Raw genomic sequence first — 24,278 nt, 5'->3', positions numbered from 1 at the left:
GCCCCAGCTCAGAGGGCAAAGGAGAACCGGGCAAGTCCCAAGGGACCCACCCGGTACAGCAGCAAAGTACAGCAGCTAGCCCAACTCCTCCCCGAGCCGCCGCAGCGCCTCACGCGTTGCTTCATCGGAGACCTTTGTATAGACCTCCATGGTGATGTCGAACTTCGAGTGCCGCAGGATGCGCATGGCGACCCGAGGGTGCACGTCGAGGTCGGCGAGCAGCGAGCTACAGGTGCGGCGGGCATCGCGCCGCGTAATACGAGGCACGCCCGCAAGGTCGCACCGTCGATCCCACATCCGGGCGAACGAGCGCGGTTCCAAGGGCGTACCGATTCGAGTCGTCAGCAGCAAGTGCGAACCCTGCCACGCCTCACCTGCTGCAACGCGATCTCGTTCCTTCTGCCGGAGTCGTAGGCGAGCAGCCGCCACATAGATGTTCGGCAGCGGCAAGTAGTCCTCAGCTTCATCGGTCTTCAACTCATTCAGCGCCAGCTCTTTGCCAAGGCGTTGGAGCTGCCAGGCCAAGTTGAGCTGCGCCGCGTCGAGATCCAATTCGTCCTCACCAACACCCAGGGCTTCGCCGGCGCGGAGCCCAAGCACGAGCACGCCGACGTAGGCGACGTAAGCGGGATCGTCATCCTCACGAGCCGACTCAAGGAACCGCCGAGCCTCCTCGGAACTCCAACGCCGACGCTGCGTCTTGTGCTTGCGTACCGGCTTGACCTTGACCGGAGCAGCGACGTTTCTGTCAATCTCCTCCTCGGCGACGGCGCAGCCGAGCATGGCCCGCAACGTGCGGCGGAGGCCCCGAAGCGACTCCTTGGAGTACAAGTTGTTGCAGCACTTGCCGATCGCACAGCATCGCTGCTTGTCGACTCGCCGATTCGCGTCTTTGCCCTGGTAGCAGCATTGGCAGGTTGCGGCCACCTTGTTCAGCCAGATCTGCACGTCGCGAACCCGCAACGTCGTGTACTTCTTGTTGCCCAAGCCTGGCTCGATCTGCGTCCGGAACCAGCCGCTGTAGTTGATGTAGGTCCCGAGCGAGAGGTTCGGTTTGACGATCTCCTCAAGCCAGTACTTGCCGTAGTCCGAAATCGTGCCCGTGCTAGTAGAGATGACCTTCGTCAGCGCTGTGGCCTGCAATTTGATCCACTTGTCGTGGCAGTCGCCGCGATCCTTGGCGGTAACGTACTTCCGCTTTAGGGCGCCCGAAGGCGTCGTCACCCAGACGTAGGCAGCCCAGCCACCCTTGTACGGGTAGATCGAGCCTTCCCGATTGCCGCGCTTCCTGCCGCTCATGCCACCAGCTCCAAGTTCTCGGACTCAGCGGCCTTGCGCTCGACGTACTCATCCACCCAGATAGGGAGGATGCGACGGCTGCCACCATCCTTGAGCGAACGAAGCTCGCCGGAGTAGACCAACGTCTTGACCTTCGCCACGCTGTATCCCAGCAGCTCAGCGACCTGCGCCATCGTGTACCAACGCGGCGTCAGAATAACCTTTCCATTCATCGCAATCATCCCAATCGATCCATAGTGTTCATTTCATCCAAAGCTTCACGGGCGAGCTGCCGCTGCTCCCGGGCGCGAGCGGCAGCGGAGGACGCCATCAGGGCGTCAGCCTCGGTGTGCCAGCCGGTGCCGTCGTAGCGGAGGTAGTTGACGAGCACGATGGATTCAGCAGGTTCGGTGTCAATCTCGTGTTGACAGCGAATCCATTGCGCGCGTGCGTCTCTGAGGGCACCGAAGGTGGTCGACCAGGCGCGCGCCTTGGTCATGTAGTGGCCGCCGAAGCCGAGCATGTGCGCCCACTTGCGCAGCCTGATCCATTCCCCGCCTTCCGATCCGAGATCCCAGCAAGCTGCGATGAGCCTGGCGATGTGATCGCCTTCAGGGTCGGCGTAGACGGCGACGGTGGCCTCGGTGAGGCGGCCGGACAGGTGGCCGGTGTCCTCGGTGGCTTTGGTGGCGTACTTGGCGAGATACCCGGCCGCGTGATTCTCGGTCATCTCGCCGTCGCCGAGTTCGACCTGGCGGACATCGACTTGCGCACCCCAGCGGATGAGCCAGCCTTCGGGGCGCTCATCGTGCTCTTCGGTGCGGAAGCTGGTCGAGGCGGCGGCATCGGCAACGAGTGCAGCAATGGCCTCGGCGTCGAGGGCGGCAGGCGGCGGCAGGATCGCGTCAGTACCGGGCATGCGGCCGTCGAGGCGGATGAGCGCGTGGAAGTGGACAGCGCCGCGCCGCTGGAACTCCGCGACCTTGACGTAGCGCAGGCGCACCGAAGCCGGGTCGATGCCGTGGGCCTTGGCAAGGCGCGACAATCCGCGGTCGATGTTGATTTTGGTGCGCCGCCACAGTTCGCCGGAGGCGACGTTCCAGACGACTTGGGCGTCATGGTCGTAGCAGTCCAGGCACAGCGGCTGGCCGATCTGGCCGGCGCTTTCGTCGTGGCGGGTGTGGCAGGCCAGGCGGACGCCATGGGGGCAGGTTTCGGCGTCGCGGCGAGCACGGCAGGGCCGGACCTTGCCCGAAGCGGTGAGCGTTCGGGTGTGGACGGGACCGAAGGCGGGGGCGGTGAGGGTGACGAACAAGGCCGGGTGAGCGGTGACAGAGGTGGGGACTCCCTTGCCGCCGGTCATGCCGGAGCGCACGAGGTGGAACGCGTCGTGTTGGTAGGTCTTGGCGCAGGTGGGGCAGAGGGAGGCGCGGCGAGTGCCGCAGGCCTTGTAGATGATGCCGTCGGGCATGGAGGCGGTGGACCTGGCGGAGAGGACTTGCCCGGTGGTCTCATTAACGGCGTTAATTTCACCGCGAAGGCGCACCGGGTTGGAGCATCCGGCGGCACCGGCGACGTGCGAGAGCCACGGTTCCCAACCGGTCGACTCGGATCGGGCGATGATGTCGGCGGCGAAGCCGGGCGTGATCGTGTTGCGTTCCATGCGGTTGCCTCCCTTCAGATGCGCGTGGGGTCATGGCCCCGCCGGGCTGCTCGACATTGGTTTCGTGGTCGAGGTCCGGGCGGGGCCGGTGCTAGGTGTTGGTTTCGGTGTCCCGTTGCTGCGGGATGGCCTTGCCCCAGCGCTGCTGGGCGGCCTGCCTGGACATGCCGATACGTTCGGCGATCTCGGCCCAGGAGTAGCCAAAGGCACGGAGGCCCTTGACGGCGTTGGTGATGGCCTCATCGAGTGAGGCGGAGAGCTCAAGGAGCTCGGGGAGTGCGTCCACGTCACCCTCAGCGACCCGGCGCCCATAGGCGCGGATGATCCGCTTGGCGAAGGCGTTGAACTCGCGGTTCTCGACCATCGCGGTTACCTGCCTTCACCAAAGGAGGCGAGCGCCGCGAAGGCGTCATCCACCGAAGCGGGTTCGGCAGCGACAGCGTGCGGTTCGACCACGGTCGAGGCCACATCGATCGGTGCCGACTCAGGCTGAGAAGCCGGTGCAGATCGAATAGGTTCGTCCTGCACAGGTCCGCCGGCGCTTTTGGCTTCAGCGGGTCGCGAGAGCACGACCTTGACCAAGGTCAGGAACCCCAGTGCCGATGCCGAAGCGCCGAGCCAACCGACGATGGTCGGTTCAGCGTCGAGGACTTGAGCGCCCATGGACAGGAAGATGAAGAACATCATCATGGCCATGACCGACTTGACCTTGTGACCGCCGGAGCGGCGGCGGCGTCGCACCTCGAGACCGAGGGCGATCACCATCAGTTCGATGGTCACCGCGTTGACCCAGCCAACCCAGGAGGGCTGGCCCGCCAACACGGTGGCGTCGTGGACGTGGGTGAACGAGACCGCGCCAGCGGCCACACCCATGAACAACATGATGACCGTCTGAATACGGTCTTCCCATTTCATCCTTTGACCTCCATAGGTTTCCACCACTGCAAGCCGTTGCAGTAGTCGCATTTGTTGGCGTGTTCGACCGTTGGCACGGTCACCTCGTCGCAGACGACGCACGGCACCCAGTCCCAGCCGGGAGTCGGCGCGAACACGAGGACGTGCAATTCGTCGTCAGCGAGTTCGGTTCCGGTGAAGTGCTTGCGGCACATGCGGCATAGGAACCGCATCCGGGAAAGATCGGTCTGCCACGGAGGACAGGCGTCGATCTGGGCCACTTTGTGCAGCGGCGGAGCCGCAGCGGCTTGGAACGCTTCGAACACGGTTACGCCCCTGCCTGCTCGAAGCAGTCGAGGCATTCGCCGTAGCGCTTGGGGATGTAGTAGCCGTATTCCGTCTTGCAGGACGGGCAGGTCGACAGGGCGACCCACGCTTTTGTCAGGGCCCGCAGTTGGGCGTCGGTGGCCGGGCGCTTCGGTACGGCCAGGTCGCGGCGGTACAGATAGGCGAATCGCTTGCCGCGTCGCCACTTGATCTGTGCCGCTATCGGCTGCCGCCCAGGGGTAAGCCCTTCAGCGGCGAGTTGTCGGCGGGTGCACAAGCCGTCCGGCGCAAAGCGGTAATTGAAGGTCAGCAGACCGCCATGGCGGACGCCTTCCGGGTCATCAAATTCGGTACGGAACATTGCACACTCCTCCTCTCTGTGTCATTCGTGGTTGCTATTACCGCGTGAGCGTCGGGGCCTCGAACCCCGAAGATTGCCGATCGCTCTACCAGTAAGCCGCTATGGCTTACCTGTTCTTGATCTCGATTTCCACAATCCGGCACACCCGGATGATCGTGATCGAGTCCTTGACTGTTTCGTTGCCTCGGAAGGCGTGGTTCTCGATGACGATCATGTCGCCTTCCTTGAAATCCGCCATAACGACAGCGGCGTTTTCGTCCGTGGTGACATAGTGATTGACGATCGTGTCCTCACCATCGAGCGTCACTTTGAGGTGCTTCATTTCTTGCCCTCTTTCCTTTGTTCTCTCAATGCCTCATCAGCAGGACGCAGTACTAGCCCGTGTGCGATTAGTGCTGGGATTCCTTGCGTCGTGGACGCCGGGGAATCGAACCCCGGGTGAACCGTTCGCCCGGAGTGCCGCCGACCTGTCAAGGACGGGTTGACGGCACTCGGTCAGACAGCCGTCTTGCGGCCTCGGAGCTGAGCGGCGAAAGCCGCGACCTGAGCGACCTCCGCATCAGACATCCACGCCACGCGCATCCGGCGCGGCACGCCACCCTCGGCGAGCAAAAACGAGTCACCGGGCTTGGCCGGGTCAAGGTTCATGGCGTTGTAGCCCTGATCGACCCAACCGGCACCGAGCGCGACATCCGACGATCCCGGCGTGGAGCAGCGACCCACCCACCGGTACGCGAACAGGTCGCGCAGTGCGGTCGGGACGATGTCCCACGAAGCCCGCTGCGTCATGGCGAGGACGATGATTCCGGCGGCACGGCCACGGGCCACGATGTCGCGCAGCAGCGCCGAGAACAGTTCCTGTTCCACCTTGTTGCCCGCCACCGAAGTGAAATAGGCCAGCTCATCAACCGAGATCACCCAGAACGGGTCAGCCGCAGTCGCCACGTGCTTCCGCAGCTTGAGCGCCGACATTTTGGCGTAGCGCGCATCCATGAGCCGCTGCACCCACAGCAGCGTGGCAAGGGCCTTGCGCATGTCCGGGCCTACGAACACGTCGAAGACGTCGGCCCACTGCATGAGTTCGACCAGCTTGCCGTCGAAGCCGATCAGCTTCGTGTCGACGCACAGCGCCGCCTGCGCCAGGATGGTTTGCTCCAGACCGGACTTGCCCGAACCAGGCTCCCCACCGGCCAGCAGGTTCTTGTAGGCGAAGCACAGCCTCACGGCCTCACCGGTGGCGTACTTGCCAAGATAGAAGTCGTCCATGATGGACATGTTTGGACCGACAGCAGTGTTCATTACGGTTACCTCCCAAAGGAATCAAGGTGATTGGTGGAGGGACGGAACGGTTGTCCGTCCCTCCATTTCGAGCAGCCCAGCAGGGCTAGCAACACGGGCCTAGATGAACGCGGGGATGAAACCCTCGTCCTCGTCCGGACCCTCTTGCCGCACGACGGCGGCATCCTCGGCCTTGTCGGCCTTTGCCTGGCGCGGCTTGCGCTCACGCCTGGACTTGCCAGTCAGCTCATCAAGCTGCGCCTGGATCACCGGATCGTCCGTGACGTCCACGCCTTCGTCGTCTTCATCGACATCGGCCATGTCCCGGTACGAGTCCGGGTCGATCCCATCGAGCATCGACTCGACGGGCACCGCAACGCCCTCAGCGAGGACATCGCGACGATGGATGTCCACCACCGCATAAGCGGCCTTCTGACCTGCCGGGCGCGCATCGGCCGAATTGGCCCAACACACGCTCGCCAGGGCGTCAAGCCGCTCCTGGACCTGGTCGAGGGTGAGATCCCCCCGCATCCAGAGCCACACCCGCTCACCCGACTGCGTCGGACGAGCAAGGAGGATCAGCGGCATGACACTTGAGCGGACGCCCTTGCCTTCAATGAAGGAGTCACAGGCGACGCGGACGCGGTGACGGGTGACCATGCACCAGCCCCAGTGGTTCAGCCACCGGTTGGCCGGCGGGATGAACCACGGCACGCCAACGAGCAGCGCAACCAGGGCGAGCGCCCCATAGGGACCGACCCATGCCGCGAGAACGGCATACAAGGTGATGAGGACGCCCAGAAGGACGAGCTCACCAGCCCAATGCCACGCGACGCGCAGCACCGGCCACACCACGGTGAGAACCGCAGCGACCACGCCAGCAGCGGCGCCGATAGCGACCGCGATGAACAGGGCCGTGGCCCACTCCGTGACGAGCACGGCGATGGGGAAGGCGACCAGAGCGACCGCGAAAGCGGCCAGGCCACCAGTGATCTTGGCGCGGCGCTTGGCCGAACCGACCTCGAACTGATCGATGAGTGTCTGCGCCGCGCGAGCCCCTGAGCTCACCTTGCGACCACCAGACCGGCTACCATTTGAAGGCATGGCAGACCATCCTTTCCGCCCCGAAGGGCAAAGGGTTTTGGTTCATGCGAGGCGGGGAACCGGCCAGCTTTGGACGGTCGACCGGTTCCCCATTTGCCGCTTTAGGCGGCTGTCTTCATCTCTTCCTTCGTCGCCGGTTCGGTGACGAACTTGGTCCGACGACGCGGAGCGTTGTCAAGCGCCCGTTGACGCTTGGCCCCCCGTTCAACGTCATCAGCCAGACGGAGCAGAGCTTCGGCAACCTGCCGGAACTCAACGGCTGAGCCGTGCAGGACCAAGCCCGCACCGCCGATACCGCGTTCAGTGCGCAGCGCACCTCGCTGGTTCTCGTAGACGTACGACGCGAACGTCATGCCGTCCTTGAGAAACATCGAGAAGTCTCCAGACATCCCGTCTTGCATGGCAGAGATCCTTTCGAGAGGTCAGGCCCGGTAACGGAACCCGAACGTTCGGCTACTTCGCAGGCTTGGGCTTGATGGCGGCCGCGCGATAGGCAACACCGCTCTTGCTGTTCTGGCTCCAGGGGATGGCTTCCAGGTCGACCGGGATGACGGGCTGGAGCTGGGCCAGCTTCGGCATCTCTCCAGCGGTCACCACCCGGATGATCTCGCCCTGACCGTTCTCACCCTGTTCCAGCGCCAGGAGCTGGGTGACCCACTTGAGCGCGCCCGTGTCCTTGTCCGTCTGCTGCTTGCCGTCGTACTCCTTGGCTTCCGGAGCACCGGTGACCATGAACGCCACGTTCGTGACATCGATCTTCAGCTTCATCAGCTTTGCCTCTCATCCTTGTGATGCCTACCCCGAAGGGCTTCAACGTCCCCTTGTGGGACGTTCTTGTCCTATACTAGGGGGCATGAATGACCTTGTCAAGGACAAAAATGTCCTCTCAGAAAAAGGCTGTAAACTCCCTGCTTGGGGACTGATTCGTCCCCAGGATTGGAGGAGGCGCGACGTGGAGATGCAGGACATCATCAAGCAGCGCCGGGCCGATTTGGGCCTTTCGCAAGCCGAGCTGGCTCGCATGTCCGGGGTCGATACCCGGCAGATCCGTCGGTATGAAGCCGGGGAGACGCACCCGAACCTCCCCGTGGCGGTCAAGATTGCCAAGGCGTTGGGCATCACTATCGATGAACTCGCGGGAGAAGACACCTACCGCATCAACGTCACGGGGGACTGGTGGGCGTCCTGGCAGACGTCCAAGGATTCCCAGGAGGTCGTTACGGCACAAGAGGTCCGGATGGAGCAGCGGGGCGATCTCGTCAAGGTTTCGAGCACCACGCGGGGCATCGAGGTCGAAGACGGCGGCTACATGTGGAACGGCGAACTCCGCTTGTGGGACAACGAAATCCTCATGGGGTGGTACGCCGCGGACGAGGGTGCCGTGCGTTCGAAGGGCACCATGTACATGGTGGTGCACCCCCACGGCGTCAACATGAAAGGCCGGTGGGTGGGCCTGAGCTATGACGGCAAGATCGTCACGGGCTGGGGAGCCATGGGTAAGAGCGAGGAGGAGGCTCGCGGGCTCATCGAGGAGCTGAAAGCCGAAGAGGCACGGCATGGATGAAATCTGCGAAGTCGTAGTCACCGGACCGAGCGCCGACGAACTTGCAACATTGACGCGACGGCTAGTCGATGATCGCCTGTGCGCCTGCGGGCACCAGGTTGCTGAGATCCGTTCCATCTACCGATGGAAGGGTGAGGTGCATACTGAGCCTGAATCTCGCGCCATGTTGCACACCCGGCGCAGCCTGGTTCCCGCCATCATCGAGGCAGTGAAAGCTTCACATCCTTACGAAGTTCCCTGCGTGATTGCCTTGCCGGTGGCCGAGGCAAACCCCGATTACCATCGCTGGGTCATCGCCGAGACACGCGCCCCGTAAGGGCTCTGTGAGAACTTTCTATACATCTTCAAGGCGGCCTTGCGGCCGCGCCATCGTGGCAGGCCTGCGGTCCGGTCCTCGCTTCGCTGCGGGCGGTCCTCGGCCGGCCATGGGCCAAGCAGAGGACGCCTTGAGGATGGAATGAAAGGTTCCGGCCGGAACCCTTGGCCGGGGACCCCTGCGGGCGCGCGCCCAGGCCGGATTGCGGGCGATCCCTGCGGGCCCGCCCTGTCGCTTGGGCGAGCGTATCGCGCGCCCGCCCCCGGCCAATGAACCCGGCCTCAATACATAAAATCAGGTTCCGGTGTATCGGGAGATCCTGAGTTGGCCCAAATTGTTTTGGTGTCGATAAGCGAACTTTCACATCGAACCTTTGCGGGTCCGCTAACTAGGGCACTGAACGACCATTGTGCACCTCTGCTGAGAAGTCCCGGGAAAATCTGTACGTAACCCCCACCTTGAGATTCTTCGGCACTCGAGGAAGCGAACTCTGTACTTCCTGCAGTGCTGGTGAGGCCATAAAATGGCTGATCGAACCAAAAGAATAGGGATTTGTCGGCGTCGAACATCGCCGAACTGACATCCCTTGGACCTTTATTGTCAATAATCACGGTGATTAGATATGGATTTTCCACCAAATGGTCTTCATAAGTCACTTTCAAGGGTACAGAATCAATTTCAATAGGAATGATAGAAGTCGCATCGAGGGTGATCTGGACTTTTGCCCGTCGAGTTCCCCAAGTCCTAGTAGCTAGGATCGTGATTGGAATTCCGGTGATTGTGACAACAACCGCGATAAATGAAAGCCAGTCCATTTAGAAATCCGCCCGATCGGAGGCTGCACTCCGCGCTTGGGCAGGCCCAGGAGGCAGGAGGGGGGTGTTCATCGGATCATTCTAGGCTCAGCGCAGCTCCTGCGCTTTCAGGTGATCCGCAGGTACAGCATGAAAGTACAGCAACCACAGCGGCCAGCAGGCACCCGAATGAACCTCGCTTGGCGATCTACCAGCGGGTTTAGCCGTCAATAGCCGGTTGACAGGAAATCCGTAGGTTGTGGGTTCGAGTCCCACTGGACCCACCACAAGCCCCAGTTCAGGGGCGACGGCGCATCGGGCGAGTCCCGAAGCGGCCATCGGCGCTACGTCGGCCTCTCTCTTCTCAATGCGCTCGGCGCCTTCGGTGTGTTGCTGCACTCGCGGCATATGCGCGGGCCTCCCTCGTGATCGCGAACTGCGAGTGCCGCATTGGTGCGCGGACTGGCGCAGTGCATTCCACGCGTACGGCGGGGCGGTGCAGTCAGGCCGGGGTCTTCTGGCTGAAGGCGCATCTCCAGGTGTCGCCGTTGCGGACCCAGAGGTCGGTGATCCACTCGTCGGCCGCGTACGGTTCGCCCTCCCAGGTGCCGGTGCTGGTGCGCCGACAGGTCACCAGGAGTGCGTCTCGGGTGGCGACGGTGCGCTCGGGCCCGGCCGCGTCCATCGTGAGGTGCGCGAGGCGGCCGGAGGCGATCCACTCGATCAGATCGGCCTTGGCGACCATGCCGTCCGGGCCGACGTACACCCATGCGTCGGTGAGATGGTCGGCGATCCGGGGTGCGTCATTGGCGAGCAGCGCGAGGCTGAAGGCCTCCGCGACCGCTTGGACCTCGGTTTCGATGGACATGCCGCCTCCAGCGGGTCGGGGGACCACCCGAGTCTGGCATCCCCGTGCGGCACTCGCGCCGCGGTGAGGGGCCGTGCTTCGTTGGCGGATCCGTCTTCTCGCAGGTACCGTGGCCGCGACAAAGCAACTGCAGCAGATGAAAGCGCGTCAGAGGAAAACCAGGCGCAAGGGAGCCGGCTCGTTCGATCCGGTTCACCGTCACGGCTTCTCCAACTCGCTTCGCCCTCGCTACCGACCTGTCGCCGCACTCGCGGCGCCGGCCGAGAGCACCGGCGGAGCAGGGGAGAACACCGCTGGCGGTGCGGATGAGGATCCCAGCATGGCTGAGCCCGACGGTCGAGACCGCGATCGTGCCCTTGACGAGTTCGAGCGGCTGCTCCCGCTCTTCGGCGAACTCGCCCGACTCGACGAGCACGATGCCGAGCGGCACCGCTGCCGTGAGCGCCTGATCATCGGCCACCTGCCGATCGTCGAGGATGTTGTGCAGCGGTACGCCGACAGGGGCGTGTCCCGCAGCGAGTTGATGGGGGTCGGGGTCGCCGCCCTCGTCCACGCGATCGATCGTTTCGACCCTGACTCCGGCGATGACTTCCCGGGCTTCGCCGTGCCCGCCGTCATGGGTGAGGTCAGCCGCTTCTTCCGCGATTGCTTGTGGCCCAAGCGCACTTCCCCCAGCTTCCGGGAGCGGCTTGCAGCCGAGACCGGGGTCGGCGATGCGGCGGCCCGTCCACCGATCGCGGCCGATGTCGCCTCGCGCCTGGGGGTCAGTGGGACCTACGTTGCCGAACTGCTCGCGACCTGGGAGCCGGTCGGCTCCCTTGAACCGGAGCCCGACCCGAACGGGTAAAAGGCGTGCGGCGGCCGACAGGGCCGCCGCACCGTTTCTCAACGGGTGCGACGGCCCTGCCGATCGCTGGAAGCTCCGCGGGGCTATGCCCGGCGGCGCTCGTCGCCCGCGTGCTCGGTTTCGGCGCGTTCGTACTCCGGGCGGTCGTCGTTCAGGAGTTCCCTTTCGGCGCCTACCGTGTTCCGGTCGGTGTCGCGGACGGGCGTCTCACTGCGGCGAGGAGTCGCAGGACCGCCGCGGCCGGGGGCGCCGTCCGCGTCCAGGAGCCGTCCGGCGTCGGTGGCGGTGGCGGCGTCGACAAGGAGGTCGTAGCTGTCGGCGCGGAGTTCGCCCACGGACGAGAAGTCCCTGCGGCCGCCGGTCAGCGCATGGGCGACCAGGCCCACGATCGCACCCGCGACCGCGCCGAACAGCGCGCCGTAGAAGGCGAGCAGCAGCCCGGCGATGAGCGGGGCGATCCAGTTGAACAGGCCGAAGAACCACCCGAGCAGCGCGCCCAGGATGGCGCCGGAAAGCGCGACCTGGCCGGCGGCCCTCCACATCGTCATCCGGCCGGTGACCCGTTCGACGGTCGAGAGCCCGCGGCCCACGATCGCCGTGCGCTCCACCGGGAACCCGGCGTCGGAGAGGTGATCGACCGCGCGCTCGGCCGCGGCGTAATCGGTGTAGGAGCCCACCAGCACCTGACCGGCGCCTGTGAACCCTTCGGCGTTGGCATCGTTGGATCGACTCATTGCGCACCATCCTTCGTCGCTTGTGGTCGCTGTTCCCTTGGGCTTCCCCGCCACCGCAACGGGAAACCCCCTGCCGCGACAACACGCGAGCGCCCGGAGCGCACCGGGAACGTCGGCCGCGCGGCGCCCGACCCCGGTAAGCGGATCTCCAAGCGGCCGCGGCGATCTCGCAGCGGAGCGATCAGGCCACGCGGTCAGGCGACGTCGAGGGCCGTTTTCAGCCGGCCGTCCTCGCGATGGTCGAACGTCTCGTACGCCTCGATGGCGTCGACGGGCGGCTCGCCGGGTGATGAACTCGGTGGGATTGACCGTGTCCTCGTCGACCCGGCCACCGGGGCCGAAACCGTGCACGGCGGCCTGGTCTCCTCGAGCACCCGGCGTGCCGCGGGCCGACACGTCGCGCCGCAGCACACCGGCCCGGTCCGCTTAAGGCGCGCCGTTCTGGGCATCCTTCCGCCGCCAGGCGAGCCCGTGCGGGGCGTCCCGCCTGGGAACGGGAAGGAGAGGTGACATGGACACGCTGCTGACCGCGAACGAGGCGGCTGCATTCATCGGCCGGTGGGGTTTCACCACGGGCCCCTCCCGGCGCGTGGGCGTCGAGCTCGAATGGCTCGTCGACCCCCGCGGCGACCTGGAGACCGGCTGGGACTTGCCCAACGGCGGCACTGTCAGCCGCGAGGCCGGCGGGCAGGTGGAGATGAGCTCCGCCCCGGCCGACGACCTCGCCGCGTGCATCGCCTCCGCGGAGACCGACCAGGCCGCGCTCGAGGCGGCGCTCGCCACCCGCGGGCAGACCGTCCGCGGCGGCGGTTTCGACGGCGTCCGCGACCCCGTCCGCCACCTCGACGACGCGCGGTACCGGGCCATGGAGGCCTACTACGACCGCTCGGGGCCCTGGGGCCGCATGGTCATGTGCGGCACCGCATCCGTGCAGGTCAACCTTGACGCGGGCGACGACGACGCCGACCTGCGCCGCCGCTGGGACCTCGCGCACCGGCTCGGGCCGGTCCTGATCGCCGCGTTCGCGAACTCGCCTGAACTCGACGGGCACCCCAGCGGCTGGAAGTCCACCCGCCAGGCGCTCTGGCACAAACTGCCCGGATGGGGCCGCCCGGTCTCCGAAGAGGGCGACCTGCGGCGCGACTTCGCGCAGTGGGTGCTCGACGCCGAGGTGGTGTGCCACCGCTGCGACCCGCCCGGCGAATGGGACGTGCCGCCGGGCATGACCCTGCGCGACTGGATCCAGAGCGGCCACGACGGCCGGCAGCCCACGCGCGATGACATCGAGTACCACATGGGCACGCTCTTCCCGCCCGTGCGACCGCGCGGCTGGCTCGAGCTGCGCATGATCGACCAGCAGAACGGCGACGGCTGGATCGTTCCCGCGATCGTCGCCGCCACCCTCATCGACGACCCGAAGGCCACGTACGCCGCGTACGAGGCGACCGAGGCGCTGTGCGCCGGCCGGCCGCAGCCGCCCGCATCGGTGTGGGAGCACGCCGCGCGCATCGGCCTGGACGACCGGCGGCTCCACGAGGCGGCGCTCGCGTGCTTCGCGGCCTCGGCGGAGGCGCTGGCGCGCATGGGCGCCCCGCAGCGGCTGCGCTCGCGCCTCGCCCAGTTCCGGAGCCGCTACACCGACCTGGGCCGGTGCCCGGCCGACGACCGCATCGACGCCCATCTCGCGAGCGCGCCCGAGCCTCAGGTGGCGGCGCCGACGCTGTAGCGGGGCAACCATCGACTGAGCGGAGGGTCCGGGCGGAACGCTTGGGGCCCTCCGCTTCGGCGTCGGCGCATCAGCACGCGGCGAAGTCCCGTGCCCGTCCGCGCACGGCGATGATCACGAGAATTTCCTTCATATAAGGTATGCCTAAGCTAACTTGGCCGGAAGGAAATCCCCATGCGTCGCCCCCTGTTCGCCGCGACAGCCGCAGCGGCACTGCTGCTCTCCGGCTGCTCAGCCTCCGACTCCGGAGCCGACGGCGACGCAGTCGCCTGGTCCTACACCTCCGGCGACGGCGAGACCTACACCGCCTCCGAGGTCCCCACCCGCATCATCGCCGAAGCCTCCTCCGCGAAAGCCCTCATGGAGTTCGGGATCAAGCCCGTGGGCATCTGGGCCAGCAACCCGGTCGACGAGGACGTCGCCCTCCGCGGCGTCGACTTCTCGGGCATCGAGATCCTCGGCGAGGAATGGGGCAAGATCGACGTCGCCGCCGCGGCCGAACTGCAGCCCGACCTCATCGTCGGCGACTGGTGGCCCGTCGAAGGCGCCTACAGCGGCCTCGAAGACGGGGTCGAAGAGGAGAGCAAGAAGCTCGCCGAACTCGCCCCCGTCGTCGGCCCCGCCCAGAGCGACTCCGTCGTGGACCTGATCGAGGGGTACGCCGAACTCGCCGAGACCCTCGGCGCCGACCCCGGCCAGATCGCCGAATCCCGCACCGCATTCGAAGCCGCCCTGGCCGACTTCCAGGCCGCCACCGCCGAGAAGCCCGGCCTCACCGCGCTGGCCGTCAGCCCCTACGACACCAGCTACGCGATCGCCGTGCCCGAGCACGCCCCCGAACTGCTCGACTTCCAGCAGTGGGGCCTCAACGTCATCAACCCCGACACCCCCGACCCCGACTTCCCGTACTGGGAGACCCTCAGCATGGAGAACGCCGACAAGTACCAGCCCGACCTGCTCCTGTTCGACGACCGCTGGCACCCCGGCAACGAGGAGACCCTCGCCGCCGCGCCCATCTCGTCCAGCATCACCGCCTACGCCGCCGGCCAGACCACGACATGGCCCGGGTACTGGCTCCACACCTACAGCGACTACGCCGCCGAGCTCACCCGCCTCGCCGAGGTGATCCGCAGCGCCGACGAGAACCTCGTCCAAGAGTGACCGCGGCAGCGACGGCCCCGCCCGCATCGATGGCGCGCTCATCGGTGCGGGCGGTCGTCCTGCTCGCCGCGACCGGCGGGCTCGTCCTCCTCGCCCTCCTGAGCCTCACCCTCGGCTCGCGCGACATCGCGCCGTTCGAAGTCCTGCAGGTCATCACCGATCCGACCCCGAGCGCCGACGCCACGGTCATCCGCGAGATGCGCCTGCCCCGGACCCTCATCGCGATCGGGGTCGGCGCGGCCCTCGCGGTCAGCGGCGCGATCCTCCAGAGCCTGGCCCGCAACCCGCTCGCCGACGCCGGCGTCCTCGGCATCAACGCCGGCGCGGCCGTCGCCGTCGTGACCTCCGCGTTCGTCTTCGGCTCCATGCCGGTGAGCGGCTCGGTCTGGTTCGCGTTCCTCGGCGCGGGCGCCACCACCGTCGCCGTGTACGCGATCGCCGCGGTCGGCCGAGAAGGCGCGACACCGGTCAAGCTCGCGCTGGCCGGCGTCTGCATCACCGCGCTGTGCGGCTCGGTCACCTCAGCGCTCGTCCTCGCCGATCCGGACGCGCTCGAAGAGCTGCGGATGTGGCAGGTCGGCGCGCTCGGCGGCCGGTACTTCCCGGTGCTGGAGCAGGTCGCGCCGTTCCTCGTCGTCGGCCTCATCGTCGCCCTGTGCACCGGGCGGGTCCTGAACCTGCTCTCCCTGGGCGAGGACCTCGCCCGCGGGCTCGGCCTGCGCACCGGAGCGGCCCGGGCCGGCCTGTTCGCCGTGGTCGCGGTCCTGTGCGGCGCGGCGACCGCCGCCTGCGGGCCGATCGTGTTCGTGGGACTGATGGTCCCGCACGCGGCGCGGCTGATCACCGGACCGGACTACCGGTGGATCCTCGCGTACTCGGCGGTGCTCGGTCCGGCGCTCCTCCTGGGCGCCGACATCGTCGGCCGCCTCATGCTCCCCGGCGGCGAGATCCCGGTCGGCGTCGTCATCGGCGTGCTCGGCGCCCCCGCCTTCGTCCTGCTCGTCCGCTACCGCAACCTGGTGGAACTCTGAGATGGCCGCCGTCCTCACCGTGAGCGGGCAGCGCGTGTCCGCCCGCCGCCGCATCCGGCTGGTCGTGGCGGGACTCGCCCTCGCCGCCATCGGCCTGTTCTGGCTCGCCATCGCGATCGGCGCCGACCTGCTCCCGCCCGGGGAGGTCCTCATGGGACTCGCCGGCACCGGGGAGCCGTCGACGGTGTTCATCGTCCGCGAACTGCGCCTGCCGCGGGCCGGTGCGGCACTCCTCATCGGACTCGCACTGGGCGGGGCGGGCACGCTCTTCCAACGCGTACTGGGCAATCCGCTCGCATCGCCGGACTTCCTAGGCGTCGCCGCGGGCGCGGGCACGGCCACCGTGGCCGCCATCGTCTTCGGCGCCTCGAGCGCCCTGCTGCTGCCGACCGCCGCCCTCGCCGGCGGCGCGCTGACCGCCGCGCTCATCTATCTGTTCGCTTGGCGCAGAGGCGTGTCCGCCTACCGGTTCATCCTCGTCGGCGTCGGCGTGGCCACCTTCGCGCAGTCGATCACGTCCTACCTGGTCGCCCGGGCCGAGATGCGCGACGCGCGCGAGGCGCTCACGTGGCTCATCGGTTCGGTCGGCATGGCGTCGCCGGCGGCGCTCATCCTGCTCGCGGTCACCATGGCGCTGTTCGTTCCCGCGGGCGTCTACGCCTCCCGGGTGCTGCGGGCGCTGGAACTGGGCGACGCGACGGCGCGGGTGCTCGGCTCCCGCACGCAACGCGACCGCGTCGCGGTGCTGGGCATCGGCGTGGTCCTCGTGGCCGTCGCCACCGCGGCGGCGGGCCCGATCGCCTTCATCGCCATGCTCGCGGGCCCCTTGGCCCGCCTCCTCCTGCGCCGGGCCGGGCAGAGCATCGCGGCATCCGCGCTCATGGGCGCGGTGCTCCTGCAGACCGCCGACCTGCTCGCCCAGCACGCCCTCCCCTGGCCGGTCTCCACCGGTGTGGTCACCGGCGTCTTCGGCGCCCCCTACATCGCCTGGGTGCTCATCTCGGCCGCACGGCGTTCAGACCTGCGCTGACCTTCGATCCGCGCGGACCGGCGCTCTCTGGGCGTCGGACTCCGGGCAGACGAGAACCGGGCGGGTCCCGAAGGACCCGCCCGGTGCGACGGCGGCGTACTGCAGCCGCCTATGCGTCCTGATCCCCGCAGCGCTCGGGCCGCGGTCCGGCGCTAGTGCGCGGGGTGGTGGCGGCGGTTCTGGGCGATGCCCTCGGCGATGCCGATGAGCAGGATCGAGGCGATCACGGCCATCACGAAGCCGAGGACGTTCAGCTCCCAGATGTCTCCGGTGCCGAGCAGGTTCGCGATGGTGCCGCCGATGACCGAGCCGACCAGGCCCAGGATGAGCGTTGCGAGCAGGCCGAGTCGCTGCTTGCCCGGCTTGATGAGGCGGGCGAGCGCGCCGATGATGAGCCCTGCGACGATGAATCCGATCATGAGGTCCTCCTGTGTCGTTCGAATCCGGCCGGGGGGATGTCCCGGCCGATGGAGCTCTGGTGCTACTGCGGGTCCTAGTGCGCCGTAGCGGAACGCGAGCGGCCGCTGCGACGGCGCATGACCTCTCGTACCGCGTATTGCAGCACCGCCATGGTCGCTGCCAGGGCCACGTTTCTTACGAGCCAGCGCATACCGGTCTCCTTTCCGGTGGACGGTCCGACGTTGCCTCGGGCTTCGCCGGCGGCGCCTCCTGTCTGGACTACGGGTACCCATATCGGCGCCAATTGATGTATGTCCTGACGATCACTTATGGGCTTCGCTGTTCGTCGAGGTCCGCGAGGGACCCGGCTCGGCCGCGAAGGGAGGCTCCTGCTCGCCGTGCCGCCGTGCCGCCGTGCCGCCGTGCCGCCGTGCCGCCGTGCCGCCGTGCCGCCGGACCCCGCGGCCGGCGGCTGTGAACAGAGCGATCCCGCAGTCCGAATCCTCGGAGCTGCGGACGCTGCCCGCGGTCAGCCGTTGAGCCGCTGCTCCAGCAGGGCCTTGCCTTCCTCGGCACCCTTGCGGCTCGCGCCTTGCGCGCGCTTGAAGAACTCCGCCAGCTCGGTGTCGTTGGCGCGTTCGGCGTCGGCGATGTAGGTCTCCAGCCGCAGTGCGTCGCTCAGGCACGCCTCGACGAACCAGATGATGTTGTAGTCCTTGTCGGGCGTGCCGGTCACGTGACCGGTCTCTTCGGTGGCCATGCGCGTGCTCCCTTCGATCGCCGTGCGTTGCTCGTTCGGCGGTTACCCGGCATCGCGGCGCTGACACGTCGGCGCCGTCCTGCCGGGGGCGCCGATCACCACGTCGGGGGCGTTGGAGTCCTCCACGAGAGCGGCGGTCGGCGATCGCGCTGAAGTGGACGACGTGGCCGCCGCTGGCGTGCAACGGGTGTGACCTGAGGCATGATCGGCACCCTGCTGTTCACCGGACTTGTCCGAGGGTTTCCTGAGGCGTAATGAGCCGGTGACAAGGGCCGGTCAGAGTAGTGGCCGAGGCCCCGGAACCGCCCGCGGCGCCGGGAATCCACCCCGGTCGCACCCATACGCGGGGCGGGCCTCACCGCCGCACCGGCGCGGCACGCTTCTCGCATCACCGCCCGGAAGGAACACCCAAATGGACGCTTACGCAATCCTCGCAATTCAGCTGGTCGGCTCCGAGGCTCGCTCGGCACTGCCCGACGCGCCCGTCGTCCCCGACGACCGCCCCACGCTGTTCAGTCGGATCACCGGCGGCTTCACCGCTGCACGGCGCGGCCTCATCGCCCGCGACCTGCGGGCGGCCTCCGAGCCGGCGCTCCCGACCCGGGCCGAGGTCCGGCGGGCAGCCTGATCGACGCACGGCACAGGGCCGGGAGGCGAGCCGCGAAGCGCGCCTCCCGGCCCTGAGTCGCGTCCGAGTCGTCCGGCCCTGAGTCGCGTCCGAGTCGTCCGGCCCTGAGTCGCGTCCGAGTCGTCCGGCCCTGAGTCGCGTCCGAGTCGTCCGGCCCTGAGTCGCGTCCGAGTCGTCCGGCCCTGAGTCGCGTCCGAGTCGTCCGGGGCGTCCGGGGCGGCGGACCAGCCTCCGCAGCGCCGCCGCTCCGGACCTCCACAGCACCGCTGCCTCGGGCCCGAGTCTCGATCGGCTCGTGGTGTCGTACTCCTATGTCACCCTTGATGTCGGGGGCCTATCGGTGCCCGTTTTGAAGGCTGGCGCCCGGAATGCGAGTGCTACGCGACCTGCTCGCCGTCGATGTAGGCCCGCTCCACCTTCGAGTAGATGTCGAGCGGGTCGCCCGACCAGATGCAGAAGTCGGCGTCCTTGCCCGCCTCAAGGGAGCCCAGGCGGTCGTCGACGCCCATGATCTTCGCCGGGTTGATCGTCACCGACCGCAGCGCCGTATCGCGGTCGAGTCCGGCCTTGACCGCCAGCATCACCTGAATGACCAAGTGCTCGATCGGGACCACCGGATGGTCGGTGGTGATCGCGAGCTCGACGCCCGCCGCCGCGAGCTTCGCGGCGTTCTCGGGCCACCGGTTCACCGTCTCCACCTTCGAGCGCGAGCACAGCAGCGGCCCGAAGATCACCGGAATCCCCCGCTCCGCGATCACGTCCGCGAGCAGATGCGCTTCGGTCCCGTGGTCAAGCACCAGGTCGTACCCGAACTCCTCGGCCACCCGCAGCGCGGTGGCGATGTCGTCGGCGCGATGGCAGTGCTGGCGCCACGGGATCTCGCGTTCGAGGACTTTCACGAGCACCTCGAGCGTGAGGTCGCGGGCGGGGTCGTCCGCGGCGCGGTAGTTCTCGGCCTCCACGAACGCCTTCCGCAGCACGCCGGCCGTGCCGAGCCGCGTCGACGGCGTCTTCTTCTGCTCACCGTAAACCCGCTTCGGGTTCTCGCCGAGCGCCGACTTCACGCCCGAGGGCGACCGCAGCACCATCTCGTCCACAAAGCGGCCCACGGTCTTGATCGCGACGGTCTCGCCGCCGATCACGTTGCCCGAACCCGGGTTCACGTTCACCGCCAGCACGCCGCCCTGCAACGCCTCGGCGAAACCCGGCTCGGTGGGGTTGATGCCGTCCAACGCCCGCACGTACGCGGTGTTCGGATCGGTCATCTCGTTGGTGTCGTTCCCCGCCCAGCCTTCGGCGACTTCGTGGACGCCCAGGTGCGTGTGCGCGTCGATCAGGCCTGGCACGATCCACTTGCCCGTCGCGTCCTCGACGGGGACGCCTTCGGGCACAGGGAGGTCCGCGCCGCCGACGGCGCTGATGCGGCCGTTCTCGATGAGGATGACGCCGTGCTCGATGTGCGCTGCGGTGATGGGGACGATCGTCGCGCCTCGCAGCGCGAATGTGGCCTCGGACATTGACCCGCCTTCCAGGTGGCTCGTCGGTTGGTCGATGGGGCGACGGCCCCGCCCCATCCTGCCCGATGCGCTAGCCGCGCGGCTAGCGTGTTGGCGGTTTCGTGGAGGGCTCCTCGGTGAGCACCCGGTCGTCGAGCTCGGAGTAGGGCCCATGATGAGCGAGATCTGCGGGACGATTGCCGTACCGCGTACATAATGCGCTGTACGTTGTACGCCGCACTTTGTATGCCGCATGTTGTACGGCGTACGGAGGTTCATTGCCGCGCAATGGTGAACGGCGCTCGCTGCACTTCGTACGTCGCCGGGCAATGACGTACGGCGTACGGCGTACTGCGTACGAAGCCGCCTCGGCGCCACTACTGGCGTGCGGCGTACGACGTACTAGGTACGGAATACGGTGTACGGTGTACGGCGCACGTTGCACTTCGTACGTTGCGGCGCAACGATGTACGAGGTACGACGTACTGCGTACGAAGCCGCCTCGTTGTCAGTGCCGGCGTGCGGCGTACGACGTACTAAGTACGGAATACGGTGTATGGCGACGGGGTCAGCTCGCCCAGCGGATGATCTCTTTCGTGATCGTCTCCGGGGCCTCTTGCTGCGGGAAGTGGCCGATGCCGTCGAGGAGCTTCCACTCGTAGCGTCCGTGCACGTACCGGCCCGAACCCTGAGCTGTGCGCGGCAGGACGCAGGAGTCGAGCGCGCCGTGCAGTTGGAGCGTGGGAACTGGCGTCGGACGCTGGAGGAGCTTCACGAACCGCCGCCCGGCCAGGCCGATCGCGGTGCGGAACGGCCACCGGAAGGCCTCCAGCGCACAGAACGCCGCCTGCGGGATCTGGATGACGTCGCGGCAGGCCCGCACGTACTCCTGGAAATCGCGGCTGCCGCGCCAGCCCGGACCGGACCACGCGTACATGAGGTCGGCGACCTTCCTTGCGTCCCAATCGGTCAGCTTGTGCTCGTAGCGGGGCATCTGGAAGGCGAACAGGTGCCGGGAGGCCGCCATCTGCCCCTTCGGGTCGACCGCCAGCGCGGCGCGCTGGCGCAGGGGGTGGGCTGCGCCGATGACGACCAGGGACTTGAACTGGCGGGGGTGGAACGCGGCGGCGGCGAAGCCGAGGATGCCGCCGAGGTCGTGGCCGACGACGGTGGCCTCGCGTTCGCCGAGGGCGCGCACGAGCCCTACGACGTCGGCGGCCATCGTGTAGGCGTCGTAGCCGCGCGGGGGCTTGTCCGAGGCGCCGTAGCCGCGCAGGTCGATGGCCACGACGCGGAAGCCGGCGTCGGCGAGGGCGGGGATCTGGTGGCGCCAGGCCCACCAGAACTCGGGGAAGCCGTGGAGCAGCAGGATGAGCGGGCCCTCGCCGGCTTCAACGACGTGGAAGCGCGAGCCGTTGGCGTCGATGTGCCGGTGGGTCCAGGGGCCTTGCTTGATGGCGGCGCTGTCGGCGAAGGTCTTGCGGGTCACGCGCTCAGCGTACGAGGTCATCGCCCGCCGGGCGAGCCCCGGAGGCGGTGAGGAGGCGCGCGGTCACGTGAGGTGGGCGGTCACGTGAGGTGGGCGGTCACGTGAGGTGGGGGAGTGCGGCACGCGGGACGGCGGCATCATCCGGCGGGTTGCGAAGCGGTTCCGGGGGAGGCGGGGTGCGAAGCGGCCCGAAGTGAGCGGGCACGGCGGGCTGTGATCGTTGCGATGCGGGATCTGACTCGCGGAATGTGAAGTGCCGAGGGCAGAGCGGGCGCGGCGGGCTGTGTACGGCGGGCTGTGGTCGCGCTGATGCGGGATCTGATTCGGGGAACGCGAAGTGCCGAGGGCAGAGCGGCCACGGCGGGCTGTGGTCGCGGCGATGCGGGACCTGACTCTAGAAACGCGAATTGCCGAGGCGGTCGACCGCCTCGGCAATTCGCTTCGCTCGTCGTTCTAGTCTTCCTTGCCGCTCTGCAGGCCGACCTTGATGCGGCTCATCACCGCGCTGTCGGCGAGCGTGGTCACGTCGCCGATCTCGCGGTCCTCGGCGATGTCGCGCAGCAGCCGCCGCATGATCTTGCCCGAGCGCGTCTTCGGCAGCTCGGCGACCACGATCACCTGCCGCGGCTTGGCGATCGGCCCCAGCGTGTTCGCGACGTGCTTACGCAGCTCCGCGAGGTGCTCAGGGCTCGAGTCCTGCCCGCCGCGCAGGATCACGAACGCGACGATGCCCTGGCCCGTCACCGGGTCCGAAGCCCCGACGACCGCGGCCTCGGCCACGGTCTCGTGGCTCACCAGCGCGCTCTCGACCTCCGTCGTGGAGATGTTGTGCCCGCTCACGAGCATGATGTCGTCCACGCGGCCGAGCAGCCACAGGTCGCCGTCGTCGTCCTTCTTCGCGCCGTCGCCGGCGAAGTACAGCCCGCCCAGGCGCGACCAGTACGTGTCGATGAACCGCTGGTCGTCGCCCCAGATCGTGCGCAGCATCGACGGCCACGGCTCGCGGATCGCGAGGTAGCCGCCCCCGCCGTTCGGCACCGACTCGGCCTGCTCGTCCACGACGTCCACGTTGATCCCCGGCAGCGACCGCTGGGCCGAGCCGGGCTTGGTCGAGGTGACGCCCGGCAGCGGCGAGACCATGATCGCGCCGGTCTCGGTCTGCCACCACGTGTCCACGACCGGGCACGTGCCGCCGCCGATGTGCTCGCGGTACCACATCCACGCCTCGGGGTTGATCGGCTCGCCGACCGACCCGAGCAGCTTGAGGCTCGACAGGTCGTACTTGGCCGGTACGTCGTCGCCCCACTTCATGAACGTGCGGATCGCGGTCGGCGCCGTGTAGAGGGTCGTGACCTTGTACTTCTCCACGATCTCCCAGAGCCGCCCGGTGTGCGGCGTGTCCGGGGTGCCCTCGTACATGACCTGCGTGGCGCCGTTCGACATGGGCCCGTAGACGATGTACGAGTGCCCGGTGACCCAGCCGATGTCGGCGGTGCACCAGTACACGTCGGTCTCCGGCTTGAGGTCGAACACCGCGTGGTGCGTGTACGACGCCTGCGTCAGGTACCCGCCCGAGGTGTGCAGGATGCCCTTCGGCTTGCCCGTGGTCCCTGACGTGTAGAGGATGAACAGCGGGTGCTCGGCGTCGAACGCCTGCGCCTCGTGCTCGTTGGAGGCCGTCCCGACGGTCTCCTCCCAGCGGACGTCCTTGTCGGTCCACTCGACGTCCTGGCCGGTGCGGGTGACCACCAGGACCTTCTCCACCGACGGGCACCGCTCCAGGGAAGCGTCCACGGTCGGCTTGAGCGCCAGCGGCTTGCCCTTGCGGAAGCCGCCGTCGGCGCAGATCACGAGCTTCGCGCCCGCGTCGTCGATGCGGCTGGACAGCGCGTCGACGCTGAAGCCGCCGAACACGACCGAGTGCGGGGCGCCGATGCGCGCGCACGCCAGCATCGCCACGGCGGCCTCGGGGATCATCGGCATGTAGATGACGACCCGGTCGCCCGGGCCCACACCGAGGCCGGTGAGGGTGTTCGCGGCGCGTTTGACCTCGTCGAGCAGCTCCGCGTACGTGACGGCGCGGCTGTCGCCGGGCTCGCCCTCGAAGTGGATCGCGACCCGGTCGCCGAGCCCGGCGTCCACGTGCCGGTCGAGGCAGTTCGCCGCGACGTTCAGCTCGCCCCCGGTGAACCACTTCGCGAACGGGGGGGTGTCCCAGTCCAGGACCCGGTCCCAGTCCTTCGACCAGTCGAGCCGGCGCGCCTGCTGCTCCCAGAACGCCAGGCGGTCGGCCGCGGCCTCTTCGTAAGCGGCCGCGGTGACGTTCGCCTGTGCGGCGAACTCGGGGGACGGCGGGAACGTCCGGTCCTCCGAGAGCAGATTGGCAAGCGTCTCTTGCGGGGTTGATGCCACGGGTATTTCGCTCCTTACAGACATACGCGCCACTGCGCGACTGTGAGGCGGGTCTATGTCCGGCAACACTAGCGCGACGAACCCGACACGAATACGGGCGGCCGCTGCGGCACCGGCA

The 24,278-nt window shown here is 67.6% G+C and carries 28 protein-coding genes; 8 read left to right on the top strand and 20 right to left on the bottom strand.

Features of this window, described 5'->3' with window-relative positions:
- Window positions 1–75: 75 nt before the first annotated feature.
- From QWI33_RS12465 to QWI33_RS12410, 12 genes are all read right to left on the bottom strand, one after another.
- On the bottom strand, window positions 76–1,299 hold the full coding sequence (locus QWI33_RS12465; RefSeq protein ID WP_289957469.1) for a tyrosine-type recombinase/integrase: 1,224 nt from the start codon (window positions 1,297–1,299) through the stop codon (window positions 76–78).
- A complete protein-coding gene (locus tag QWI33_RS12460; RefSeq protein ID WP_289957468.1) occupies window positions 1,296–1,520 on the bottom strand; it encodes a helix-turn-helix domain-containing protein in 225 nt (74 codons plus the stop codon). Before QWI33_RS12460 ends, QWI33_RS12465 begins: the two co-directional genes overlap by 4 nt.
- Complete coding sequence (locus tag QWI33_RS12455) at window positions 1,517–2,941, bottom strand: replication initiator (protein WP_289957467.1); 1,425 nt, start codon at window positions 2,939–2,941, stop codon at window positions 1,517–1,519. The genes QWI33_RS12460 and QWI33_RS12455 overlap by 4 nt, the downstream gene beginning before the upstream one ends.
- Before the next feature lie 91 nt (window positions 2,942–3,032).
- Entirely contained in the window at window positions 3,033–3,305 is a 273-nt protein-coding gene (locus tag QWI33_RS12450) for an ECF-type sigma factor (RefSeq protein ID WP_289957466.1), read from the bottom strand.
- 5 nt (window positions 3,306–3,310) lie between these two features.
- Entirely contained in the window at window positions 3,311–3,856 is a 546-nt protein-coding gene (locus QWI33_RS12445) for a DUF2637 domain-containing protein (RefSeq protein ID WP_289957465.1), read from the bottom strand.
- Window positions 3,853–4,161 (bottom strand): hypothetical protein, encoded by a 309-nt coding sequence (locus tag QWI33_RS12440; protein ID WP_289957464.1) that lies wholly within the window; start codon window positions 4,159–4,161, stop codon window positions 3,853–3,855. Before QWI33_RS12440 ends, QWI33_RS12445 begins: the two co-directional genes overlap by 4 nt.
- A gap of 2 nt (window positions 4,162–4,163) precedes the next feature.
- Window positions 4,164–4,523, bottom strand: coding sequence for an RRQRL motif-containing zinc-binding protein (locus QWI33_RS12435; protein WP_289957463.1), 360 nt, complete (start codon window positions 4,521–4,523; stop codon window positions 4,164–4,166).
- A gap of 106 nt (window positions 4,524–4,629) precedes the next feature.
- Window positions 4,630–4,845, bottom strand: coding sequence for a hypothetical protein (locus QWI33_RS12430; RefSeq protein ID WP_289957462.1), 216 nt, complete (start codon window positions 4,843–4,845; stop codon window positions 4,630–4,632).
- Between the two features lie 173 nt (window positions 4,846–5,018).
- Complete coding sequence (locus QWI33_RS12425) at window positions 5,019–5,789, bottom strand: FtsK/SpoIIIE domain-containing protein (RefSeq protein WP_289957461.1); 771 nt, start codon at window positions 5,787–5,789, stop codon at window positions 5,019–5,021.
- 132 nt (window positions 5,790–5,921) lie between these two features.
- On the bottom strand, window positions 5,922–6,905 hold the full coding sequence (locus tag QWI33_RS12420; protein ID WP_289957460.1) for a hypothetical protein: 984 nt from the start codon (window positions 6,903–6,905) through the stop codon (window positions 5,922–5,924).
- Window positions 6,906–7,006: 101 nt separating this feature from the next.
- A complete protein-coding gene (locus QWI33_RS12415; protein WP_289957459.1) occupies window positions 7,007–7,306 on the bottom strand; it encodes a hypothetical protein in 300 nt (99 codons plus the stop codon).
- 52 nt (window positions 7,307–7,358) lie between these two features.
- On the bottom strand, window positions 7,359–7,673 hold the full coding sequence (locus QWI33_RS12410; RefSeq protein WP_289957458.1) for a hypothetical protein: 315 nt from the start codon (window positions 7,671–7,673) through the stop codon (window positions 7,359–7,361).
- A 190-nt stretch (window positions 7,674–7,863) separates the two neighbouring features.
- Between QWI33_RS12410 and QWI33_RS12405 the strand changes: the two genes are divergently transcribed.
- Together QWI33_RS12405 and cutA are read left to right on the top strand one after the other, a co-directional pair.
- Window positions 7,864–8,469: a helix-turn-helix transcriptional regulator gene (locus QWI33_RS12405; RefSeq protein ID WP_289957763.1), complete on the top strand. Its 606-nt coding sequence runs from the start codon at window positions 7,864–7,866 to the stop codon at window positions 8,467–8,469.
- On the top strand, window positions 8,462–8,785 hold the full coding sequence (gene cutA / locus QWI33_RS12400) for a divalent-cation tolerance protein CutA (RefSeq protein WP_289957457.1): 324 nt from the start codon (window positions 8,462–8,464) through the stop codon (window positions 8,783–8,785). The genes QWI33_RS12405 and cutA overlap by 8 nt, the downstream gene beginning before the upstream one ends.
- A 281-nt stretch (window positions 8,786–9,066) precedes the next feature.
- Here the strand turns inward: cutA and QWI33_RS12395 are convergent, their stop codons facing one another.
- Together QWI33_RS12395 and QWI33_RS12390 are read right to left on the bottom strand one after the other, a co-directional pair.
- A complete protein-coding gene (locus QWI33_RS12395; protein WP_289957456.1) occupies window positions 9,067–9,600 on the bottom strand; it encodes a hypothetical protein in 534 nt (177 codons plus the stop codon).
- Window positions 9,601–10,081: 481 nt separating this feature from the next.
- Window positions 10,082–10,447, bottom strand: a complete 366-nt coding sequence (locus QWI33_RS12390; RefSeq protein ID WP_289957455.1) for a nuclear transport factor 2 family protein — start codon at window positions 10,445–10,447, stop codon at window positions 10,082–10,084.
- Window positions 10,448–10,766: 319 nt separating this feature from the next.
- Between QWI33_RS12390 and QWI33_RS12385 the strand changes: the two genes are divergently transcribed.
- A complete protein-coding gene (locus tag QWI33_RS12385) occupies window positions 10,767–11,294 on the top strand; it encodes a sigma factor (RefSeq protein ID WP_289957454.1) in 528 nt (175 codons plus the stop codon).
- An 83-nt stretch (window positions 11,295–11,377) separates the two neighbouring features.
- Here the strand turns inward: QWI33_RS12385 and QWI33_RS12380 are convergent, their stop codons facing one another.
- On the bottom strand, window positions 11,378–12,028 hold the full coding sequence (locus QWI33_RS12380; protein ID WP_289957453.1) for a YflT domain-containing protein: 651 nt from the start codon (window positions 12,026–12,028) through the stop codon (window positions 11,378–11,380).
- A 511-nt stretch (window positions 12,029–12,539) separates the two neighbouring features.
- Here QWI33_RS12380 and QWI33_RS12375 point away from each other — a divergent pair.
- From QWI33_RS12375 to QWI33_RS12360, 4 genes are all read left to right on the top strand, one after another.
- Complete coding sequence (locus QWI33_RS12375; RefSeq protein WP_289957452.1) at window positions 12,540–13,754, top strand: glutamate-cysteine ligase family protein; 1,215 nt, start codon at window positions 12,540–12,542, stop codon at window positions 13,752–13,754.
- A gap of 174 nt (window positions 13,755–13,928) precedes the next feature.
- Entirely contained in the window at window positions 13,929–14,915 is a 987-nt protein-coding gene (locus tag QWI33_RS12370; protein ID WP_289957451.1) for an ABC transporter substrate-binding protein, read from the top strand.
- Window positions 14,916–14,944: 29 nt separating this feature from the next.
- Window positions 14,945–15,946: a FecCD family ABC transporter permease gene (locus tag QWI33_RS12365; protein ID WP_289957450.1), complete on the top strand. Its 1,002-nt coding sequence runs from the start codon at window positions 14,945–14,947 to the stop codon at window positions 15,944–15,946.
- Between the two features lies 1 nt (window position 15,947).
- Window positions 15,948–16,976, top strand: a complete 1,029-nt coding sequence (locus QWI33_RS12360) for a FecCD family ABC transporter permease (RefSeq protein WP_289957449.1) — start codon at window positions 15,948–15,950, stop codon at window positions 16,974–16,976.
- 152 nt (window positions 16,977–17,128) lie between these two features.
- Here QWI33_RS12360 and QWI33_RS12355 read toward each other — a convergent pair whose 3' ends face one another.
- Both QWI33_RS12355 and QWI33_RS12350 read right to left on the bottom strand, forming a co-directional pair.
- Window positions 17,129–17,395, bottom strand: a complete 267-nt coding sequence (locus QWI33_RS12355) for a GlsB/YeaQ/YmgE family stress response membrane protein (protein WP_289957448.1) — start codon at window positions 17,393–17,395, stop codon at window positions 17,129–17,131.
- 509 nt (window positions 17,396–17,904) lie between these two features.
- Window positions 17,905–18,135 carry a hypothetical protein gene (locus QWI33_RS12350; RefSeq protein WP_289957447.1) on the bottom strand — a complete coding sequence of 77 codons (231 nt, stop codon included), beginning with the start codon at window positions 18,133–18,135 and terminating at the stop codon, window positions 17,905–17,907.
- Between the two features lie 412 nt (window positions 18,136–18,547).
- Here QWI33_RS12350 and QWI33_RS12345 point away from each other — a divergent pair, with 412 nt between their 5' ends.
- On the top strand, window positions 18,548–18,763 hold the full coding sequence (locus QWI33_RS12345; RefSeq protein ID WP_289957446.1) for a hypothetical protein: 216 nt from the start codon (window positions 18,548–18,550) through the stop codon (window positions 18,761–18,763).
- 377 nt (window positions 18,764–19,140) lie between these two features.
- On the opposite strand, the gene QWI33_RS12340 is transcribed toward QWI33_RS12345, so the two are convergent.
- From QWI33_RS12340 to acs, 3 genes are all read right to left on the bottom strand, one after another.
- Window positions 19,141–20,280, bottom strand: coding sequence for an amidohydrolase (locus tag QWI33_RS12340; RefSeq protein WP_289957445.1), 1,140 nt, complete (start codon window positions 20,278–20,280; stop codon window positions 19,141–19,143).
- A gap of 547 nt (window positions 20,281–20,827) precedes the next feature.
- Entirely contained in the window at window positions 20,828–21,748 is a 921-nt protein-coding gene (locus QWI33_RS12335) for an alpha/beta fold hydrolase (protein WP_289957444.1), read from the bottom strand.
- A gap of 453 nt (window positions 21,749–22,201) precedes the next feature.
- Entirely contained in the window at window positions 22,202–24,160 is a 1,959-nt protein-coding gene (gene acs / locus QWI33_RS12330; RefSeq protein WP_289957443.1) for an acetate--CoA ligase, read from the bottom strand.
- Window positions 24,161–24,278 lie beyond the last annotated feature (118 nt).

The organism is Glycomyces tritici (assembly GCF_030403505.1).
Note: the sequence above shows the minus strand (reverse complement) of the source record. Positions and strands in the feature narration are given on the sequence as shown.

Bases quoted from the DNA above. Each gene is read 5' to 3' on its own strand.
- QWI33_RS12380 (WP_289957453.1), bottom strand. From the start codon at position 12,028: ATGAGTCGATCCAACGATGCCAACGCCGAAGGGTTCACAGGCGCCGGT.
- QWI33_RS12365 (WP_289957450.1), top strand. From the start codon at position 14,945: ATGGCGCGCTCATCGGTGCGGGCGGTCGTCCTGCTCGCCGCGACCGGC.
- cutA (WP_289957457.1), top strand. From the start codon at position 8,462: ATGGATGAAATCTGCGAAGTCGTAGTCACCGGACCGAGCGCCGACGAA.
- QWI33_RS12395 (WP_289957456.1), bottom strand. From the start codon at position 9,600: ATGGACTGGCTTTCATTTATCGCGGTTGTTGTCACAATCACCGGAATT.
- QWI33_RS12405 (WP_289957763.1), top strand. From the start codon at position 7,864: ATGCAGGACATCATCAAGCAGCGCCGGGCCGATTTGGGCCTTTCGCAA.
- QWI33_RS12455 (WP_289957467.1), bottom strand. From the start codon at position 2,941: ATGGAACGCAACACGATCACGCCCGGCTTCGCCGCCGACATCATCGCC.
- QWI33_RS12375 (WP_289957452.1), top strand. From the start codon at position 12,540: ATGGACACGCTGCTGACCGCGAACGAGGCGGCTGCATTCATCGGCCGG.
- QWI33_RS12360 (WP_289957449.1), top strand. From the start codon at position 15,948: ATGGCCGCCGTCCTCACCGTGAGCGGGCAGCGCGTGTCCGCCCGCCGC.
- QWI33_RS12430 (WP_289957462.1), bottom strand. From the start codon at position 4,845: ATGAAGCACCTCAAAGTGACGCTCGATGGTGAGGACACGATCGTCAAT.
- QWI33_RS12460 (WP_289957468.1), bottom strand. From the start codon at position 1,520: ATGATTGCGATGAATGGAAAGGTTATTCTGACGCCGCGTTGGTACACG.
- QWI33_RS12465 (WP_289957469.1), bottom strand. From the start codon at position 1,299: ATGAGCGGCAGGAAGCGCGGCAATCGGGAAGGCTCGATCTACCCGTAC.
- QWI33_RS12445 (WP_289957465.1), bottom strand. From the start codon at position 3,856: ATGAAATGGGAAGACCGTATTCAGACGGTCATCATGTTGTTCATGGGT.
- QWI33_RS12345 (WP_289957446.1), top strand. From the start codon at position 18,548: ATGGACGCTTACGCAATCCTCGCAATTCAGCTGGTCGGCTCCGAGGCT.
- QWI33_RS12435 (WP_289957463.1), bottom strand. From the start codon at position 4,523: ATGTTCCGTACCGAATTTGATGACCCGGAAGGCGTCCGCCATGGCGGT.
- QWI33_RS12355 (WP_289957448.1), bottom strand. From the start codon at position 17,395: ATGATCGGATTCATCGTCGCAGGGCTCATCATCGGCGCGCTCGCCCGC.
- QWI33_RS12415 (WP_289957459.1), bottom strand. From the start codon at position 7,306: ATGCAAGACGGGATGTCTGGAGACTTCTCGATGTTTCTCAAGGACGGC.
- QWI33_RS12370 (WP_289957451.1), top strand. From the start codon at position 13,929: ATGCGTCGCCCCCTGTTCGCCGCGACAGCCGCAGCGGCACTGCTGCTC.
- QWI33_RS12420 (WP_289957460.1), bottom strand. From the start codon at position 6,905: ATGCCTTCAAATGGTAGCCGGTCTGGTGGTCGCAAGGTGAGCTCAGGG.
- QWI33_RS12350 (WP_289957447.1), bottom strand. From the start codon at position 18,135: ATGGCCACCGAAGAGACCGGTCACGTGACCGGCACGCCCGACAAGGAC.
- QWI33_RS12390 (WP_289957455.1), bottom strand. From the start codon at position 10,447: ATGTCCATCGAAACCGAGGTCCAAGCGGTCGCGGAGGCCTTCAGCCTC.
- QWI33_RS12450 (WP_289957466.1), bottom strand. From the start codon at position 3,305: ATGGTCGAGAACCGCGAGTTCAACGCCTTCGCCAAGCGGATCATCCGC.
- QWI33_RS12340 (WP_289957445.1), bottom strand. From the start codon at position 20,280: ATGTCCGAGGCCACATTCGCGCTGCGAGGCGCGACGATCGTCCCCATC.
- QWI33_RS12410 (WP_289957458.1), bottom strand. From the start codon at position 7,673: ATGAAGCTGAAGATCGATGTCACGAACGTGGCGTTCATGGTCACCGGT.
- QWI33_RS12385 (WP_289957454.1), top strand. From the start codon at position 10,767: ATGGCTGAGCCCGACGGTCGAGACCGCGATCGTGCCCTTGACGAGTTC.
- QWI33_RS12425 (WP_289957461.1), bottom strand. From the start codon at position 5,789: ATGGACGACTTCTATCTTGGCAAGTACGCCACCGGTGAGGCCGTGAGG.